Source organism: Pseudarthrobacter sp. NBSH8, assembly GCF_014217545.1.
In the GTDB taxonomy this organism is placed as follows: domain Bacteria; phylum Actinomycetota; class Actinomycetes; order Actinomycetales; family Micrococcaceae; genus Arthrobacter.
This window is the reverse complement of sequence record NZ_CP043178.1, coordinates 3,021,071-3,034,829: the sequence shown is the minus strand read 5'-3', so window position 1 is coordinate 3,034,829 and position 13,759 is coordinate 3,021,071. Positions and strand designations below refer to the sequence as shown.

22 protein-coding genes are annotated in these 13,759 nt (G+C 60.7%); 21 read left to right on the top strand and 1 reads right to left on the bottom strand.

What is annotated here, in order from left to right:
• Positions 1–47: 47 nt before the first annotated feature.
• Positions 48–1,499 carry a GH1 family beta-glucosidase gene (locus FYJ92_RS13940; protein ID WP_185261227.1) on the bottom strand — a complete coding sequence of 484 codons (1,452 nt, stop codon included), beginning with the start codon at positions 1,497–1,499 and terminating at the stop codon, positions 48–50.
• 445 nt (positions 1,500–1,944) lie between these two features.
• On the opposite strand from FYJ92_RS13940, the gene rpsJ reads away from it, so the two are divergent.
• The 21 genes from rpsJ to secY all read left to right on the top strand — a co-directional run bounded on the left by rpsJ (position 1,945) and on the right by secY (position 13,754).
• A complete protein-coding gene (gene rpsJ / locus FYJ92_RS13935; protein ID WP_038464699.1) occupies positions 1,945–2,253 on the top strand; it encodes a 30S ribosomal protein S10 in 309 nt (102 codons plus the stop codon).
• A gap of 17 nt (positions 2,254–2,270) precedes the next feature.
• Positions 2,271–2,921: a 50S ribosomal protein L3 gene (gene rplC / locus FYJ92_RS13930; protein ID WP_056344391.1), complete on the top strand. Its 651-nt coding sequence runs from the start codon at positions 2,271–2,273 to the stop codon at positions 2,919–2,921.
• 4 nt (positions 2,922–2,925) lie between these two features.
• Positions 2,926–3,549 (top strand): 50S ribosomal protein L4, encoded by a 624-nt coding sequence (gene rplD / locus FYJ92_RS13925; protein ID WP_185261226.1) that lies wholly within the window; start codon positions 2,926–2,928, stop codon positions 3,547–3,549.
• Positions 3,546–3,851 carry a 50S ribosomal protein L23 gene (gene rplW / locus FYJ92_RS13920; protein WP_018773664.1) on the top strand — a complete coding sequence of 102 codons (306 nt, stop codon included), beginning with the start codon at positions 3,546–3,548 and terminating at the stop codon, positions 3,849–3,851. Before rplD ends, rplW begins: the two co-directional genes overlap by 4 nt.
• A 29-nt stretch (positions 3,852–3,880) precedes the next feature.
• Positions 3,881–4,720, top strand: coding sequence for a 50S ribosomal protein L2 (gene rplB / locus FYJ92_RS13915; protein WP_185261225.1), 840 nt, complete (start codon positions 3,881–3,883; stop codon positions 4,718–4,720).
• Positions 4,721–4,732: 12 nt separating this feature from the next.
• Positions 4,733–5,014 (top strand): 30S ribosomal protein S19, encoded by a 282-nt coding sequence (rpsS, locus tag FYJ92_RS13910; protein WP_011775591.1) that lies wholly within the window; start codon positions 4,733–4,735, stop codon positions 5,012–5,014.
• A 38-nt stretch (positions 5,015–5,052) separates the two neighbouring features.
• Complete coding sequence (rplV, locus tag FYJ92_RS13905; RefSeq protein ID WP_185261224.1) at positions 5,053–5,418, top strand: 50S ribosomal protein L22; 366 nt, start codon at positions 5,053–5,055, stop codon at positions 5,416–5,418.
• Positions 5,419–6,261: a 30S ribosomal protein S3 gene (gene rpsC, locus FYJ92_RS13900; RefSeq protein WP_185261223.1), complete on the top strand. Its 843-nt coding sequence runs from the start codon at positions 5,419–5,421 to the stop codon at positions 6,259–6,261. It abuts the gene before it with no gap.
• Entirely contained in the window at positions 6,262–6,678 is a 417-nt protein-coding gene (gene rplP / locus FYJ92_RS13895; RefSeq protein ID WP_056344375.1) for a 50S ribosomal protein L16, read from the top strand.
• Positions 6,679–6,680: 2 nt separating this feature from the next.
• A complete protein-coding gene (gene rpmC / locus FYJ92_RS13890) occupies positions 6,681–7,010 on the top strand; it encodes a 50S ribosomal protein L29 (RefSeq protein ID WP_185261222.1) in 330 nt (109 codons plus the stop codon).
• Positions 7,007–7,315 carry a 30S ribosomal protein S17 gene (gene rpsQ, locus FYJ92_RS13885; protein WP_056344371.1) on the top strand — a complete coding sequence of 103 codons (309 nt, stop codon included), beginning with the start codon at positions 7,007–7,009 and terminating at the stop codon, positions 7,313–7,315. Before rpmC ends, rpsQ begins: the two co-directional genes overlap by 4 nt.
• A 757-nt stretch (positions 7,316–8,072) precedes the next feature.
• Entirely contained in the window at positions 8,073–8,441 is a 369-nt protein-coding gene (gene rplN / locus FYJ92_RS13880) for a 50S ribosomal protein L14 (protein WP_024366126.1), read from the top strand.
• 3 nt (positions 8,442–8,444) lie between these two features.
• Positions 8,445–8,804, top strand: coding sequence for a 50S ribosomal protein L24 (gene rplX, locus FYJ92_RS13875; RefSeq protein WP_185261221.1), 360 nt, complete (start codon positions 8,445–8,447; stop codon positions 8,802–8,804).
• Positions 8,804–9,385, top strand: coding sequence for a 50S ribosomal protein L5 (gene rplE / locus FYJ92_RS13870; RefSeq protein ID WP_185261220.1), 582 nt, complete (start codon positions 8,804–8,806; stop codon positions 9,383–9,385). The genes rplX and rplE overlap by 1 nt, the downstream gene beginning before the upstream one ends.
• A gap of 78 nt (positions 9,386–9,463) precedes the next feature.
• Complete coding sequence (gene rpsH, locus FYJ92_RS13865) at positions 9,464–9,862, top strand: 30S ribosomal protein S8 (RefSeq protein WP_056344363.1); 399 nt, start codon at positions 9,464–9,466, stop codon at positions 9,860–9,862.
• 18 nt (positions 9,863–9,880) lie between these two features.
• Complete coding sequence (gene rplF, locus FYJ92_RS13860) at positions 9,881–10,417, top strand: 50S ribosomal protein L6 (RefSeq protein ID WP_056344361.1); 537 nt, start codon at positions 9,881–9,883, stop codon at positions 10,415–10,417.
• A gap of 2 nt (positions 10,418–10,419) precedes the next feature.
• Complete coding sequence (gene rplR, locus FYJ92_RS13855) at positions 10,420–10,803, top strand: 50S ribosomal protein L18 (RefSeq protein ID WP_056344358.1); 384 nt, start codon at positions 10,420–10,422, stop codon at positions 10,801–10,803.
• Positions 10,800–11,531 (top strand): 30S ribosomal protein S5, encoded by a 732-nt coding sequence (rpsE, locus tag FYJ92_RS13850; RefSeq protein WP_185261219.1) that lies wholly within the window; start codon positions 10,800–10,802, stop codon positions 11,529–11,531. The genes rplR and rpsE overlap by 4 nt, the downstream gene beginning before the upstream one ends.
• A 3-nt stretch (positions 11,532–11,534) precedes the next feature.
• On the top strand, positions 11,535–11,741 hold the full coding sequence (gene rpmD / locus FYJ92_RS13845) for a 50S ribosomal protein L30 (RefSeq protein ID WP_056344352.1): 207 nt from the start codon (positions 11,535–11,537) through the stop codon (positions 11,739–11,741).
• Positions 11,742–12,224, top strand: a complete 483-nt coding sequence (rplO, locus tag FYJ92_RS13840; RefSeq protein WP_104062629.1) for a 50S ribosomal protein L15 — start codon at positions 11,742–11,744, stop codon at positions 12,222–12,224.
• A 219-nt stretch (positions 12,225–12,443) separates the two neighbouring features.
• Positions 12,444–13,754, top strand: coding sequence for a preprotein translocase subunit SecY (gene secY, locus FYJ92_RS13835; RefSeq protein ID WP_185261218.1), 1,311 nt, complete (start codon positions 12,444–12,446; stop codon positions 13,752–13,754).
• The last annotated feature ends 5 nt before the right edge of the window (positions 13,755–13,759 follow it).

Here is a 13,759-nt window from a genome sequence, read left to right as displayed (position 1 = left end):
TTCGCCGGGGGTCAGCCTGGTGTTAGCCGCAGTTCAGCCGAGCATCTTCACGCCGGAGGGCCTTCTCCGGCCAGGGATCTCCGGGCCTGGCTGAGTGCCCGGTACCAGTAGAACGATTCCTTGGGAGTGCGCTGCAGGGTGTCGAAATCCACGTGCACCAGGCCGAAGCGCTGTGAGTACCCCGCAGCCCATTCGAAGTTGTCCATCAGGGTCCAGACGTAATAGCCGCGGAGGTCCACGTCGTGGGCGATTCCGCCCGGGGCCGTCGCGTCCAGCGCTTGCCGCAGGTGGCCCGCGATGTAATTGATCCGCTGCCGGTCCTGGATGGGGCCGCTCACATGGTCGGGCTCCGGGAAGCTGGCGCCGCTTTCGGTGATGTACAGCGGGGGCAGGTCGCCCTTATAGCGGTCCTTGAGTTCGCGCAGCAGGATACCCAGATGATCCGGTGCTACCGGCCAGCCGAAACCCGTGGTGCCGTATTCGGGAAACGGCTCCTGGTGGAACGGCACCCGCACCATGGCCTCGGCGGGACCCGTGGGGCTTTCGGCCGGGCCCCGTCCGGCTGCCACCTTCGTGGGGTAGTAATAGTTCACCCCGTAAAAGTCCAGGGGTTGGTGGATGGTGCGGAGGTCGGCGTCGGGGATTCTTCCGAAGGACCGGAACCAGGGCTTGGCGATGAGCGGCGGGCGGGGGTAGCGGCCCAGGAGGACCGGATCGGCATATATCCGGTTGAGCATCAGGTCAAACACCAGCGCGATGTACTTGTCCGTGATTTTCGGCGTGGCTGGCCGGACAGGGGAGTGGAGGTTGGTCACGCCGATTCCGCCGCGGACCCCTGCTGCACGCAACGCCTGGACAGCCATGCCATGGGCCAGCAGCTGGTTGTGGACGGCAGGAAAGGCGTCAAAGAGCAGGTCCTGTCCGGGGGCATGAACGCCCAGAGCATAGCCGTTGAGCACTACAGAGGCGGGTTCGTTGAGGGTGACCCATTGGTCCACGCGATCACCAAAACGCCGGCCGGCTTCCCCGGCGTACTCAGCGAAGCGTTCGGCGGTTGCCCTGTTCATCCAGCCGCCACGGTGCTCCAGGGGCAGGGGCGTATCCCAGTGGTAGAGGGTGGCCATGGGGGAGATGCCGGCCTCAAGCAGTTGGTCGATCAGGCGGTCGTAGAAGTCCAGACCCTGTTCGTTGAACGCGCCGCGGCCGTCCGGCTGGATCCGCGGCCACGAGATGGAAAAGCGGTAGGAATCCACGCCGAGGTCCCGCATCAGGGCCACGTCTTCGGGCGAGCGGTTGTAGTGGTCGCAGGCCACGGCGGGGGAATGTCCATCGATGATGGCGCCGGGTTTCTCCGCGAAGGCGTCCCAGCCGGAGGGACCCCGCCCGTCAGCGGAGAGGGAGCCTTCGATCTGGAAGGCCGCCGCGGCAACTCCCAGGGTGAATGAGCTGGGCAGACGGCCGGCCAGGTCCTGGACGGAAACGTCATTTTCGACGGTCATTCCCCCATCATCCATTCGGATGTTGCCGAAGGCAATGACCGCAGGCGGTGCAGGGCCCAATGAGCAGTGTGCTGGCCCATATGTTGTAAGGGGAGGTGTCAGCCTGCAGATTCGCTTCTGGGCATAATATCCGGCATACTAGATGAGTTGTTCAAGCGCTTCTTCGTGTCCCGATCCGGATAATGCCGGGTGTCAGGGTCCAAGTGGAAGCCCAAACATAACCCACTCCCCATGGAACTGCGGATTTGTATGCGTGCTAAGCGCGACACGCCCGACCGCGGGGGTCGGTTACGTCGGCAGGTTGAGGAACCCGGATTCATCCGGATTCAGCTTGTGCGGCGGGTGGTAGTTCAGACTTCAAATGCTTCGGCAGCCACATGCAACAAGAAAGTGAACAGAGCAGCCCTCACCGGGAGCAGCACTAACTGAAAGAGAGTCAGGCGACATGGCGGGACAAAAAATCCGCATCCGGCTGAAGTCATATGACCACGAGGTCATTGACGTTTCAGCACGGAAGATCGTTGAGACGGTCACGCGCGCAGGCGCAACGGTAGTTGGCCCCGTGCCGCTGCCGACGGAGAAGAACATTTACTGTGTTATCCGCTCTCCGCACAAGTACAAGGACAGCCGCGAGCACTTTGAAATGCGCACGCACAAGCGTCTTATCGACATCATCGATCCCACGCCGAAGGCTGTTGATTCGCTTATGCGTCTCGACCTGCCGGCCGACGTGAACATCGAAATCAAGCTGTAGGGAGGTGCTGAGAGACTATGACCGCAACCCGTAACGTAAAGGGCCTGCTGGGCACGAAGCTCGGCATGACCCAGGTCTGGGACGAGAACAACAAGCTCATCCCCGTCACTGTGGTCCAGGCAGATTCGAACGTCATCACCCAGCTGCGCAACGCAGACACTGATGGCTACGTAGCTGTTCAGATCGGCTACGGCCAGATCGATCCCCGCAAGGTCACCAAGCCGCTGGCTGGTCACTTTGAAAAGGCAGGCGTCACGCCTCGCCGCCACGTCGTCGAACTGCGCACTGCAGATGCTGACACTTACGAGCTGGGCCAGGAGCTTTCTGTTGAGCTCTTCGAAGCCGGCCAGAAGATCGACGTTATCGGCACCACCAAGGGTAAGGGCTTCGCCGGTGTTATGAAGCGTCACGGCTTCCACGGTGCTCCCGCCTCACACGGTGCTCACAAGAACCACCGTAAGCCCGGTTCAATCGGTGGCGCATCCACCCCGAGCCGCGTCTTCAAGGGCATGAAAATGGCCGGCCGCATGGGCGCCGTTCGTCACACCACGCTGAACCTCACGGTTCACGCAGTTGACGTCGAGAAGTCGCTGCTCCTGATCAAGGGTGCCGTCCCCGGCGCCCGCGGCCAGGTCGTACTCGTACGCACCGCCGTGAAGGGAGCCTAGTTCAATGACTAGCACTGTCAAGGTTGACCTGCCTGCAGAGATCTTCGACGTTCAGACCAACGTGCCGCTGCTGCACCAGGTCGTCGTAGCCCAGCTCGCTGCTGCTCGCCAGGGTACCCACAAAACCAAGACCCGCGCCGAAGTTTCCGGTGCAGGTCGCAAGCCGTTCAAGCAGAAGGGCACCGGCCGCGCCCGTCAGGGTTCAATCCGTGCTCCTCACATGACCGGTGGTGGCGTAGTCCACGGTCCCACACCGCGTGACTACAGCCAGCGCACCCCCAAGAAGATGATTGCTGCTGCACTGCGCGGCGCACTCTCTGACCGGGCACGCAACGGACGCATCCACGTTGTTGCTGAACTGGTGGAGGGCACCAAGCCGTCCGTCAAGAACGCACTGGCAACGCTGCGCGAAGTTTCCGAGCGCAAGAACCTGCTGGTTGTCATCGAGCGCGCCAACGATGTTGCAGCACTTTCCGTGCGCAACCTCGCCGGTGTTCACGTTCTGTACGCAGACCAGCTGAACACCTACGACGTACTCGTCTCTGACGACGTTGTCTTCACCAAGGCTGCCTACGAAGCATTCGTTGCTGACCGGGCAGTAGCAAAGAACGAGGAGGATGCCAAGTGAGTGCAGCCACCATCAAAGACCCGCGCGACGTCGTGCTTGCACCCGTCGTATCGGAAAAAAGCTACGGCCTGATCGATGAGGGCAAGTACACCTTCCTGGTGGACCCCCGCTCGAACAAGACCGAGATCAAGCTGGCCGTGGAGAAGATTTTCTCCGTCAAGGTCGAATCGATCAACACCATCAACCGTGCCGGTAAGCGCAAGCGCACCAAATTCGGATGGGGTACCCGCAAGAACACCAAGCGTGCAATTGTGAGCCTCAAAGAAGGCACCATCGACATCTTCGGCGGTCCGCTCTCGTAGCGGAGACCACTTTAACGAGGAAATAAATTATGGGAATCCGTAAGTACAAGCCGACTACCCCGGGCCGTCGTGGCTCGAGCGTAGCGGACTTCACCGAAATCACGCGGTCGACGCCGGAAAAGTCGTTGGTACGTCCGCTGCCCAAAAAGGGCGGCCGTAACAACTCCGGTAAGATCACGACCCGTCACAAGGGTGGTGGCCACAAGCGCCAGTACCGTCTGATCGACTTCCGTCGCCACGACAAAGACGGCGTCAACGCCCGCGTTGCCGAAATCGAGTACGATCCGAACCGTACGGCTCGCATCGCCCTCCTGCACTACATTGATGGCACCAAGCGCTACATCATCGCTCCGAACAAGCTTTCCCAGGGTGATGTTGTTGAGGCAGGTTCCGGTGCTGACATCAAGCCCGGTAACAACCTGCCGCTGCTCAACATCCCGGTTGGTACCGTAATCCACGCAGTTGAACTGCGTCCGGGTGGCGGCGCCAAGATGGGCCGCTCCGCCGGCGCATCGATCCAGCTTGTTGCCAAGGAAGGCCGCTTCGCCCAGCTGCGTCTGCCTTCCGGCGAAATCCGCAACGTTGACGTGCGCTGCCGCGCAACCGTCGGCGAGGTCGGCAACGCCGAGCAGTCGAACATCAACTGGGGTAAGGCCGGCCGCATGCGGTGGAAGGGCGTTCGCCCGACCGTCCGTGGTGTCGCGATGAACCCGGTTGACCACCCGCACGGTGGTGGCGAGGGTAAGACGTCCGGTGGACGTCACCCCGTCAACCCGAACGGTAAGCGGGAAGGCCGCACCCGGCGTCCCAACAAAGAGAGCGACAAGCTTATTGTTCGTCGCCGTCGTACTGGCAAGAACAAGCGATAGGAGCCTGGACACATGCCACGCAGCCTGAAAAAAGGTCCTTTCGTTGACCAGCACCTCTTTGTAAAGGTAGCCAGGGAAAACGATAAGGGCACCAAGAACGTCATCAAGACCTGGTCCCGCCGTTCGATGATCATCCCCGACATGCTCGGGCACACGATCGCCGTACACGACGGACGCAAGCACATTCCGGTGTTTGTCACCGAGTCGATGGTCGGGCACAAGCTCGGCGAATTCGCTCCCACGCGGACATTCCGCGGCCATGTCAAGGACGACCGTAAGGGCAAGCGCCGCTAGGCGCCTGCACTTACGTCAAAGACGAGAGAAGGAAAGCAATGGAAGCCAAGGCAATTGCGCGTCACATCCGCGTAACGCCTATGAAGGCCCGGCGCGTCGTCAACCTTGTTCGTGGTAAGCAAGCGAATGAGGCTCTGGCAATTCTGAAGTTTGCCCCCCAGGCAGCTTCGGAGCCGGTATTCAAGGTAGTACAGTCGGCAATCGCAAACGCCCGGTCCCTCGCGGACCGCGACGGTGTTGCGTTTGACGAAAGCGACCTCATCATCAGCGAAATGTTCGTTGATGAAGGCCCGACCATGAAGCGGTTCCAGCCGCGTGCTCAGGGTCGTGCATTTCAGATCAAGAAGCGCACCAGCCACATCACTGTGGTAGTCGCTACACCTGAGAAAGAGGAGGCTCGCTAAGTGGGACAGAAAGTTAACCCGCACGGGTTCCGACTCGGCATCACCACCGATCACGTATCGCACTGGTTCGCTGACAGCACCAAGCCCGGACAGCGGTACAAGGACTTCGTTCGCGAAGACATCCGTATCCGTCAGCTCATGTCAGTTGGCATGGAGCGCGCCGGTATCGCCAAGGTTGAGATCGAGCGCACCCGTGACCGTGTCCGCGTGGATATCCACACGGCACGTCCCGGCATCGTTATCGGCCGCCGCGGCGCTGAAGCAGACCGCATCCGCGGCGAGCTTGAGAAGCTGACGGGCAAGCAGGTCCAGCTGAACATCCTCGAGGTCAAGAACCCCGAGATGGAAGCACAGCTTGTTGCCCAGGGCGTTGCTGAGCAGCTGACTTCCCGCGTGGCTTTCCGCCGTGCGATGAAGAAGGCAATGCAGTCCGCTCAGCGTGCAGGTGCCAAGGGCATCCGTATCGCTTGCTCCGGTCGACTGGGTGGCGCAGAAATGTCCCGCTCGGAGTTCTACCGCGAAGGCCGTGTGCCCCTGCACACCCTCCGTGCGAACATCGACTACGGCTTCTACGAGGCCAAGACCACCTTCGGCCGCATCGGCGTGAAGGTCTGGATCTACAAGGGCGACGTCACCGCCAAGGAACTGGCTCAGCAGGCAGCTGCTGCTCCGTCCCGTGGCCGCGGCCCCAGCGACCGTCCGGGCCGCCCGGGTGGCGCCGGCGGCGCTGACCGTGGTGACCGCCGTCGTCGTACCGACCGTCCGGCAGCGGAGGCAGTTCCGGCTGCCGAGGCTCCGGCAGTTGAGGCTGCACCTGCTGCAGTAGAAGGAGGACAGGCTTAAATGCTTATCCCACGTCGAGTCAAGCACCGTAAGCAGCACCACCCGGGTCGTTCCGGCGCTGCTACGGGCGGCACCAAGGTCTCCTTCGGTGAATGGGGTATCCAGGCTCTGAGCCCGGCATACGTCACCAACCGTCAGATCGAGTCTGCCCGTATCGCGATGACCCGCCACATCAAGCGTGGCGGCAAGGTCTGGATCAACATCTATCCTGACCGTCCGATCACCAAGAAGCCTGCCGAAACCCGCATGGGTTCCGGTAAGGGTTCGCCGGAATGGTGGGTCTCAAACGTCAAGCCGGGCCGGGTTCTCTTTGAGATCTCCGGCGTCGAGGAATCGGTAGCTCGCGAGGCCCTGCGCCTGGCAATCCACAAGCTCCCGTTGAAGGCACGCATTTTGCGTCGCGAAGGTGGTGAATAGAAATGGCAGTAGGATCCAAGGAACTTGCATCCGCACAGCTGGACACGTTCGACAACGAGCGCCTCGTTGAAGAACTCCGGAAGGCTAAGGAAGAGCTGTTCAACCTGCGTTTCCAGTCCGCCACCGGTCAGCTGGAGAACCACGGTCGTCTGCGCGCGGTAAAGAAGGACATCGCACGCATCTACACCGTTCTCCGTGAGCGCGAGCTGGGCATTCGTGCCGAGGTTGCCGCACCGGTTGTGGAAGCCAAGGAAGAGAAGAAGTCCAAGAAGGCTGCAGCCAAGAAGGCCGAAACGGCTGAAACGGTTGAGGCCGAGGAGGATGCCAAGTGAGTGAAAAGGACGAGAACGTGACGGAAACTGTTTCCGCAGCAGCTACGGCTGGCGAACGCGGTGACCGTAAGACGAAGCGTGGCTACGTAGTCTCGGACAAGATGGAAAAGACCATCGTTGTCCAGGTTGAAGACCGCGTAAAGCACGCTTTGTACGGCAAAGTCATCCGCCGCAACACGAAGATCAAGGCTCACGACGAAGAGAACAGCGCCGGCATCGGCGACCTCGTTCTCCTCGCCGAGACCCGCCCGCTGTCCGCTACCAAGCGGTGGCGTCTGGTCGAGATCCTCGAAAAGGCTAAGTAACACCCGCAGCCTGCCTGCAGGTACTGCACCGGAAACCCCCGCTCCCTCTTGGGAGCGGGGGTTTCCTGCGTTTTGTTGCGGGTGGGCCGGCTGGCGGTGTCACGCGGAGCAGGTTCTTGGGGGACGTCCGACGGCGGGAGTCCGGGTTTCCGGGGGAGTGGCACCGGTGGTGGGCCGAAAGCGTGCCCTGCGTGACGCCGTCGTCCGCGTTCCCAGGACGCTCTCTCACTTAATGCAGGAAAGGCACCAACGCTCTCTCACTTTCCTGAGGAGAGTGAGAGAGCGTTGGTGAAGAACCCACATTAAGTGAGAGAGGGTCGCCCAAAAACCTGCGTCAAATGAGAGAGCGTTCGACGGCGGGAGGCCGGGTTTCCGGGGGAGTTGCACACCCGGTGGGCCGAAAGCGTGCCGTGCGTGACGCCGTCGTGCGTTGCCGGCTCTAGAAGGCAGTGGTTGTGCTCTGTATGCCACCGTGTGATATGGGAGATGGCCCCAACTGTGCTAGGATATTGAGTTTGTATGGCGCCCTCTGTGCGCCGTTATCAACCTCGTAAACAATCGTGCCACGGCATAGTGCCCCCTAGCGCCTCGGACCTGTCCGGATCCGCCTGGGAAGCAAATGTTTTTGGCACGGGAGTTTAGGCCTGGTCTGGCAAAATCCAGGCAGGTCAAGAGACACCCCGATCAACCGTTCCGCAAGGCTCATTCCGTAGGAAGATTTTCGGTCTGAGAACCGGCGCGACGCAAGGAGTAAATAGTGATTCAGCAGGAGTCGCGACTCAAGGTCGCCGACAACACGGGTGCTAAGGAAATCCTTACCATTCGCGTTCTCGGTGGATCTGGCCGTCGCTACGCAGGCATTGGCGACGTCATCGTCGCTACCGTCAAGGATGCAATTCCGGGCGGCAACGTAAAGAAGGGCGATGTTGTTAAGGCAGTCATCGTCCGTACCAAGAAGGAACGCCGCCGTGCGGATGGTTCCTACATCAAGTTTGACGAGAACGCAGCTGTGATCCTGAAGGCTGACGGTGACCCCCGCGGTACCCGTATCTTCGGACCGGTTGGTCGTGAACTTCGTGACAAGAAGTTCATGAAGATCGTTTCTCTGGCTCCGGAGGTGCTCTAGTCCATGGCTAAGATCAAAAAGGGTGACCTCGTTCAGGTCATCACTGGCGCCAAGGCTGAGCGCGGCGGCGACAAAGGTAAGCAGGGCAAGGTTCTGCGCGTATTCCCCGAGACCAACCGCTTGTTGGTTGAGGGCATTAACCGCGTAACCAAGCACACCAAGGCCGGTCAGTCGCAGCGCGGCACCAAGACCGGTGGCATCGAGGTCGTAGAAGCTTCGATCCACATCTCCAACGTGGCTCTGGTTGACCCGTCCACCAAGAAGCCCACCCGCGTCGGTTTCCGCACCGAGACCGTTGAGCGCGATGGCGTGAAGCGTGAAGTGCGTGTCCGCGTGGCCAAGAGCTCCGGGAAGGACATCTAATGACTGAGACTCTCGAGACTCCGGCAGCGAAGATCGTTCCTCGTCTGAAGACCAAGTACGCCGATTCCATCAAGAGCACGCTCGTTGAGGAATTCAAGTACAGCAACGTGAACCAGGTTCCCCGCCTGGTGAAGGTCGTTGTGAACATGGGTGTTGGAGATGCCGCTAAGGACTCCAAGCTGATCGACGGCGCTGTCCGCGATCTGACCCTGATCACCGGCCAGAAGCCGCAGGTAACCAAGGCCCGCAAGTCGATCGCACAGTTCAAGCTGCGCGAAGGCATGCCCATCGGCGCACACGCAACCCTGCGTGGAGACCGCATGTGGGAATTCCTGGATCGTCTGGTCACGCTGGCTCTGCCCCGTATCCGCGACTTCCGCGGCCTCAGTGGCAAGCAGTTCGACGGCAACGGCAACTACACCTTCGGTCTGACCGAGCAGGTTATGTTCCACGAAATCGACCAGGATTCCATCGACCGCGTACGCGGCATGGACATCACGGTTGTAACCACCGCCAAGACCAACGACGAAGGCCGCGCGCTGCTTAAGGCACTCGGTTTCCCGTTCAAGGCCGAAGACTAATCTAACTACGTAACAGGTCCTTCGCTGAAGCTTTATGCGGCAGCGAGGAAACCGTTATGAGGAAGGGCAAGAGCCCAAATGACAATGACTGATCCGGTCGCAGACATGCTTACGCGTCTGCGCAATGCAAACTCGGCGTACCACGATTCCGTGTCCATGCCGTACAGCAAGCTCAAGGCACGCGTTGCCGACATCCTGAAGGCTGAAGGTTACATCGCCTCCTGGAAAGAAGAAGACGCAGAGGTTGGCAAGAAGCTGACCCTGGACCTTAAGTTCGGACCGAACCGCGAGCGTTCAATCGCTGGCGTTCGCCGTATTTCCAAGCCGGGCCTGCGTGTTTACGCAAAGTCCACCAACCTCCCGCACGTGCTCGGTGGCCTGGGTGTCGCAATCCTGTCCACCTCTTCCGGCCTCTTGACTGATAAGCAAGCCGGCAAGAAGGGCGTGGGCGGCGAAGTCCTCGCCTACGTCTGGTAACGGGAAAGGAAGAGAATAATGTCACGTATTGGACGTCTCCCCATCACCGTTCCTGCCGGCGTTGAGGTCAAGGTTGACGGCTCTGTCGTCAGCGTCAAGGGTGCCAAAGGCGAGCTGAACCACACTGTGGCCAGCCCGATCGAGGTTTCCCTGGAAGCAGAGACCCTGACTGTCGCCCGCCCGAACGACGAGCGCGCCTCCCGTTCACTCCACGGCCTGACCCGCACCCTGATTTCCAACATGATCGAGGGCGTTACCAAGGGCTACGAGAAGAAGCTTGAAATCGTTGGTACTGGTTACCGCGTTCAGGCCAAGGGATCTGACCTTGAGTTCGCTCTCGGCTACAGCCACCCGGTAAATGTCACCGCACCGGACGGCATCACCTTTGCAGTTGAGACCCCGACCAAGCTCTCTGTTTCAGGTATCAACAAGCAGCAGGTCGGCGAGGTTGCTGCCAACATTCGCAAGCTGCGGAAGCCGGACCCCTACAAGGGCAAGGGCATCCGCTACGCAGGCGAAGTCATCCGCCGCAAGGTCGGAAAGGCTGGTAAGTAACCATGGCCATCTCAATTAACAAGAAGCGTACGAACAAGAGCAAGTCTGCTTCGCGCAGCCGCCGCCAGCTTCGTATCCGCAAGCGCATCTCCGGCACGGCTGTACGTCCTCGTCTGGTCGTCAACCGTTCCGCACGCCACGTATTCGTCCAGGTTGTCGATGACACCAAGGGCCTGACCGTAGCAAGCGCCTCCACACTGGAAGCCGACCTTCGTGCATTCGAAGGCGACAAGACCGCCAAGGCCAAGCGCGTTGGCGAGCTCGTTGCCGCTCGTGCCAAGGCTGCCGGCATCGAAGCTGTTGTCTTCGACCGCGGTGGTAACAAGTACCACGGCCGGATCGCCGCCGTCGCTGACGGTGCACGTGAAGGTGGGCTGTCACTGTGACGGAAGCAAACAAGGAAAAGGACACTGTGTCTGCAGATCAGAAGGCTACTGAAGCCGTAGCTGCTCCGGCCACTGCGCCCGCAGCTGCTGCCGATGACCGCCGTGGTGGCGCTCGTCGTGGCGGCGAGCGTGGCGACCGTGCTCAGGGCGGTCGCGACGGCGGCCGTGGTGGCCGTGGTGGCCGCGACGGCGGCCGCGAAGCCGAGAAGAGCCAGTTCATTGAACGCGTTGTCACCATCAACCGCGTTTCCAAGGTGGTCAAGGGTGGTCGTCGCTTCAGCTTCACCGCTCTGGTCGTCGTTGGTGACGGTAACGGTATGGTCGGCGTGGGCTACGGCAAGGCTAAGGAAGTTCCCGCCGCAATCGCGAAGGGCGTTGAAGAGGCCAAGAAGTCCTTCTTCCGTGTTCCCCGCATTGGGAACACCATCCCGCACCGCGTTCAGGGTGAGGCCGCTGCCGGCGTCGTAATGCTGCGTCCGGCTTCTGCCGGTACCGGTGTTATTGCCGGTGGTCCGGTTCGCGCCATCTTGGAGTGCGTGGGCATCCACGACATCCTCTCCAAGTCGCTGGGTTCCTCCAACGCCATCAACATCGTTCACGCGACTGTTGCTGCGCTGAAGCAGCTCGAAGAGCCGGCAGCAGTGGCAGCACGCCGCGGCCTGCCGCTGGACGAGGTTGCTCCGCCGGCAATGGTGAAGGCAATCCTGAACCAGAAGGCGGGTGTCTAAGCCATGGCTAAGAACCTGATTCCCTCCGACCTTCAGTTGGAGATCACTCAGATCAAGTCCGCCATTGGCGGCAAGCAGAACCAGCGCGACACCCTTCGGTCCCTCGGCCTGAAGCGGATCGGACACACCGTTGTCCGCACCGCCGACGCCGTGACGGTTGGAATGCTCAACACGGTTCCGCACCTGGTAAAGGTAGAGGAGGCGAAGTAAATGGCAGAGAAAAAGATCGCCGCAGAGACTGCTGAGAAGCAGAACACACTGAAGGTTCACCACCTGCGTCCCGCCCCGGGTGCCAAGACCGCCAAGACCCGAGTTGGTCGTGGTGAAGGTTCCAAGGGTAAGACCGCTGGTCGCGGTACCAAGGGTACGAAGGCCCGCTACCAGATCAAGGCTGGCTTTGCCGGCGGCCAGTTGCCGCTGCACATGCGCCTGCCGAAGCTGCGCGGCTTCAAGAACCCGTTCCGGGTTGAGTTCCAGGTTGTAAACCTGGACAAGCTCAACGAGCTGTTCCCGGAAGGTGGCACAGTCACCGTGGAGAACCTGGTCGAAAAGGGTGCTGTTCGCAAGAACCAGCCCGTCAAGGTGCTTGGCACCGGCGACATCACCGTCAAGGTTGACGTCACCGTCCACGCATTCTCGGCCAGCGCCGCAGAAAAGATTGCAGCAGCAGGCGGAAGCACCACCGCTCTCTAGTAGACGGTGGGCGAACGCCCGTTGTGAACTCCCGGTGTGCAAGGCCCCCAGGGCCCTGCACACCGGGAGTTTTTTCGCATCCGCCTGCCGACTATTTACGCCCGTTCGCCGCAATCGCGGGTTCGCGGATTATTCGCATGGCCGATCCACCCGTTAGACTCGGTTGTTGGGATTATTGTCCCCCATCACACCACGCTTATAAACAACACAGGAGGACGCTTGCTTAGCGCAATTGGCCGGGCCTTTCGCACGCCTGACCTGCGACGCAAGTTGTTGTTCACGCTGGCAATCATCACAATCTTCCGCTTGGGTGCGTTCATCCCCTCGCCTGGTGTGAACTACCAGAATGTCCAGCAATGCTTGCAGAACGGTCAGAGCGCTGGCGGGCTTTATCAGCTCGTCAACCTGTTCAGCGGCGGTGCCTTGCTTCAGGTGTCCATCTTCGCGCTGGGTATCATGCCGTACATCACGGCCAGCATCATCGTGCAGCTGCTCCGGGTGGTCATTCCCCGGTTCCAGGAGCTGTACGAGGAGGGCGCCTCCGGGCAGTCCAAACTCACCCAGTACACGCGGTACCTCACCATCGCCCTGGGCCTGCTGAACGCCACGACGCTGGTATCGCTGGCACGTTCAGGCCAGTTGCTACCGGGCTGTGCCCTGCCGATCATTCCTGACGACAGCATCATCACCACCATCCTGCTGATCATCACGCTGACCGCCGGCACCGGGCTCATCATGTGGATGGGCGAACTCGTCACCGAAAAGGGTGTGGGCAACGGCATGTCGCTGCTCATCTTCACCTCCATCTCGGCAACATTCCCCACGTCTCTGGGCGCCATCTGGAGCTCACAGGGCCCGGGTACGTTCTTTATGGTCCTGGTGATCGGCCTGGTGACGGTTGCCCTGGTGGTGTTTGTGGAGCAGTCCCAGCGCCGTGTCCCGGTGCAGTACGCCAAGCGGATGATCGGACGCCGGACCGTCGGCGGCACCAGCACCTACATCCCCATCAAGGTGAACATGGCAGGCGTGATCCCCGTGATCTTCGCATCGTCCATGCTCTACCTGCCGGGACTGATCTCACAGTTCAACCAGCCCAAAGCGGGCGAGGCTCTCGCGCCGTGGGTTGAGTGGATTAACAACAACCTGACCCGAGGCGACCACCCGATCTATATGGCGCTGTACTTCGCCATGATCGTGTTCTTCACCTACTTCTACGTCGCGATCACCTTCAACCCTGAAGAGGTCTCGGACAACATGAAGAAGTACGGCGGTTTCATCCCGGGTATCCGTGCCGGAAAACCGACCGCGGATTACCTGCAGTACGTGCTCTCCCGGATCACGCTGCCCGGTGCCCTGTACCTGGGCTTCGTGGCACTGATTCCGCTGGTGGCACTGGTACTGATCAACGCGAACCAGAACTTCCCGTTCGGTGGCACCTCGATCCTGATCATGGTGGGCGTTGGCCTTGAAACCGTCAAGCAAATAGATGCGCAGCTACAGCAACGTCACTACGAAGGGCTTTTGCGATGACGAAA

Coding starts and splice junctions, on each gene's coding strand:
- rplE (WP_185261220.1), top strand. CDS start 8,804: ATGACTGAGACTCTCGAGACTCCGGCAGCGAAGATCGTTCCTCGTCTG.
- rplR (WP_056344358.1), top strand. CDS start 10,420: ATGGCCATCTCAATTAACAAGAAGCGTACGAACAAGAGCAAGTCTGCT.
- rplF (WP_056344361.1), top strand. CDS start 9,881: ATGTCACGTATTGGACGTCTCCCCATCACCGTTCCTGCCGGCGTTGAG.
- rpmD (WP_056344352.1), top strand. CDS start 11,535: ATGGCTAAGAACCTGATTCCCTCCGACCTTCAGTTGGAGATCACTCAG.
- rplP (WP_056344375.1), top strand. CDS start 6,262: ATGCTTATCCCACGTCGAGTCAAGCACCGTAAGCAGCACCACCCGGGT.
- rplV (WP_185261224.1), top strand. CDS start 5,053: ATGGAAGCCAAGGCAATTGCGCGTCACATCCGCGTAACGCCTATGAAG.
- rplX (WP_185261221.1), top strand. CDS start 8,445: ATGGCTAAGATCAAAAAGGGTGACCTCGTTCAGGTCATCACTGGCGCC.
- rpmC (WP_185261222.1), top strand. CDS start 6,681: ATGGCAGTAGGATCCAAGGAACTTGCATCCGCACAGCTGGACACGTTC.
- FYJ92_RS13940 (WP_185261227.1), bottom strand. CDS start 1,499: ATGACCGTCGAAAATGACGTTTCCGTCCAGGACCTGGCCGGCCGTCTG.
- rplO (WP_104062629.1), top strand. CDS start 11,742: ATGGCAGAGAAAAAGATCGCCGCAGAGACTGCTGAGAAGCAGAACACA.
- rpsS (WP_011775591.1), top strand. CDS start 4,733: ATGCCACGCAGCCTGAAAAAAGGTCCTTTCGTTGACCAGCACCTCTTT.
- rplC (WP_056344391.1), top strand. CDS start 2,271: ATGACCGCAACCCGTAACGTAAAGGGCCTGCTGGGCACGAAGCTCGGC.
- rpsJ (WP_038464699.1), top strand. CDS start 1,945: ATGGCGGGACAAAAAATCCGCATCCGGCTGAAGTCATATGACCACGAG.
- rplB (WP_185261225.1), top strand. CDS start 3,881: ATGGGAATCCGTAAGTACAAGCCGACTACCCCGGGCCGTCGTGGCTCG.
- rplD (WP_185261226.1), top strand. CDS start 2,926: ATGACTAGCACTGTCAAGGTTGACCTGCCTGCAGAGATCTTCGACGTT.
- rpsH (WP_056344363.1), top strand. CDS start 9,464: ATGACAATGACTGATCCGGTCGCAGACATGCTTACGCGTCTGCGCAAT.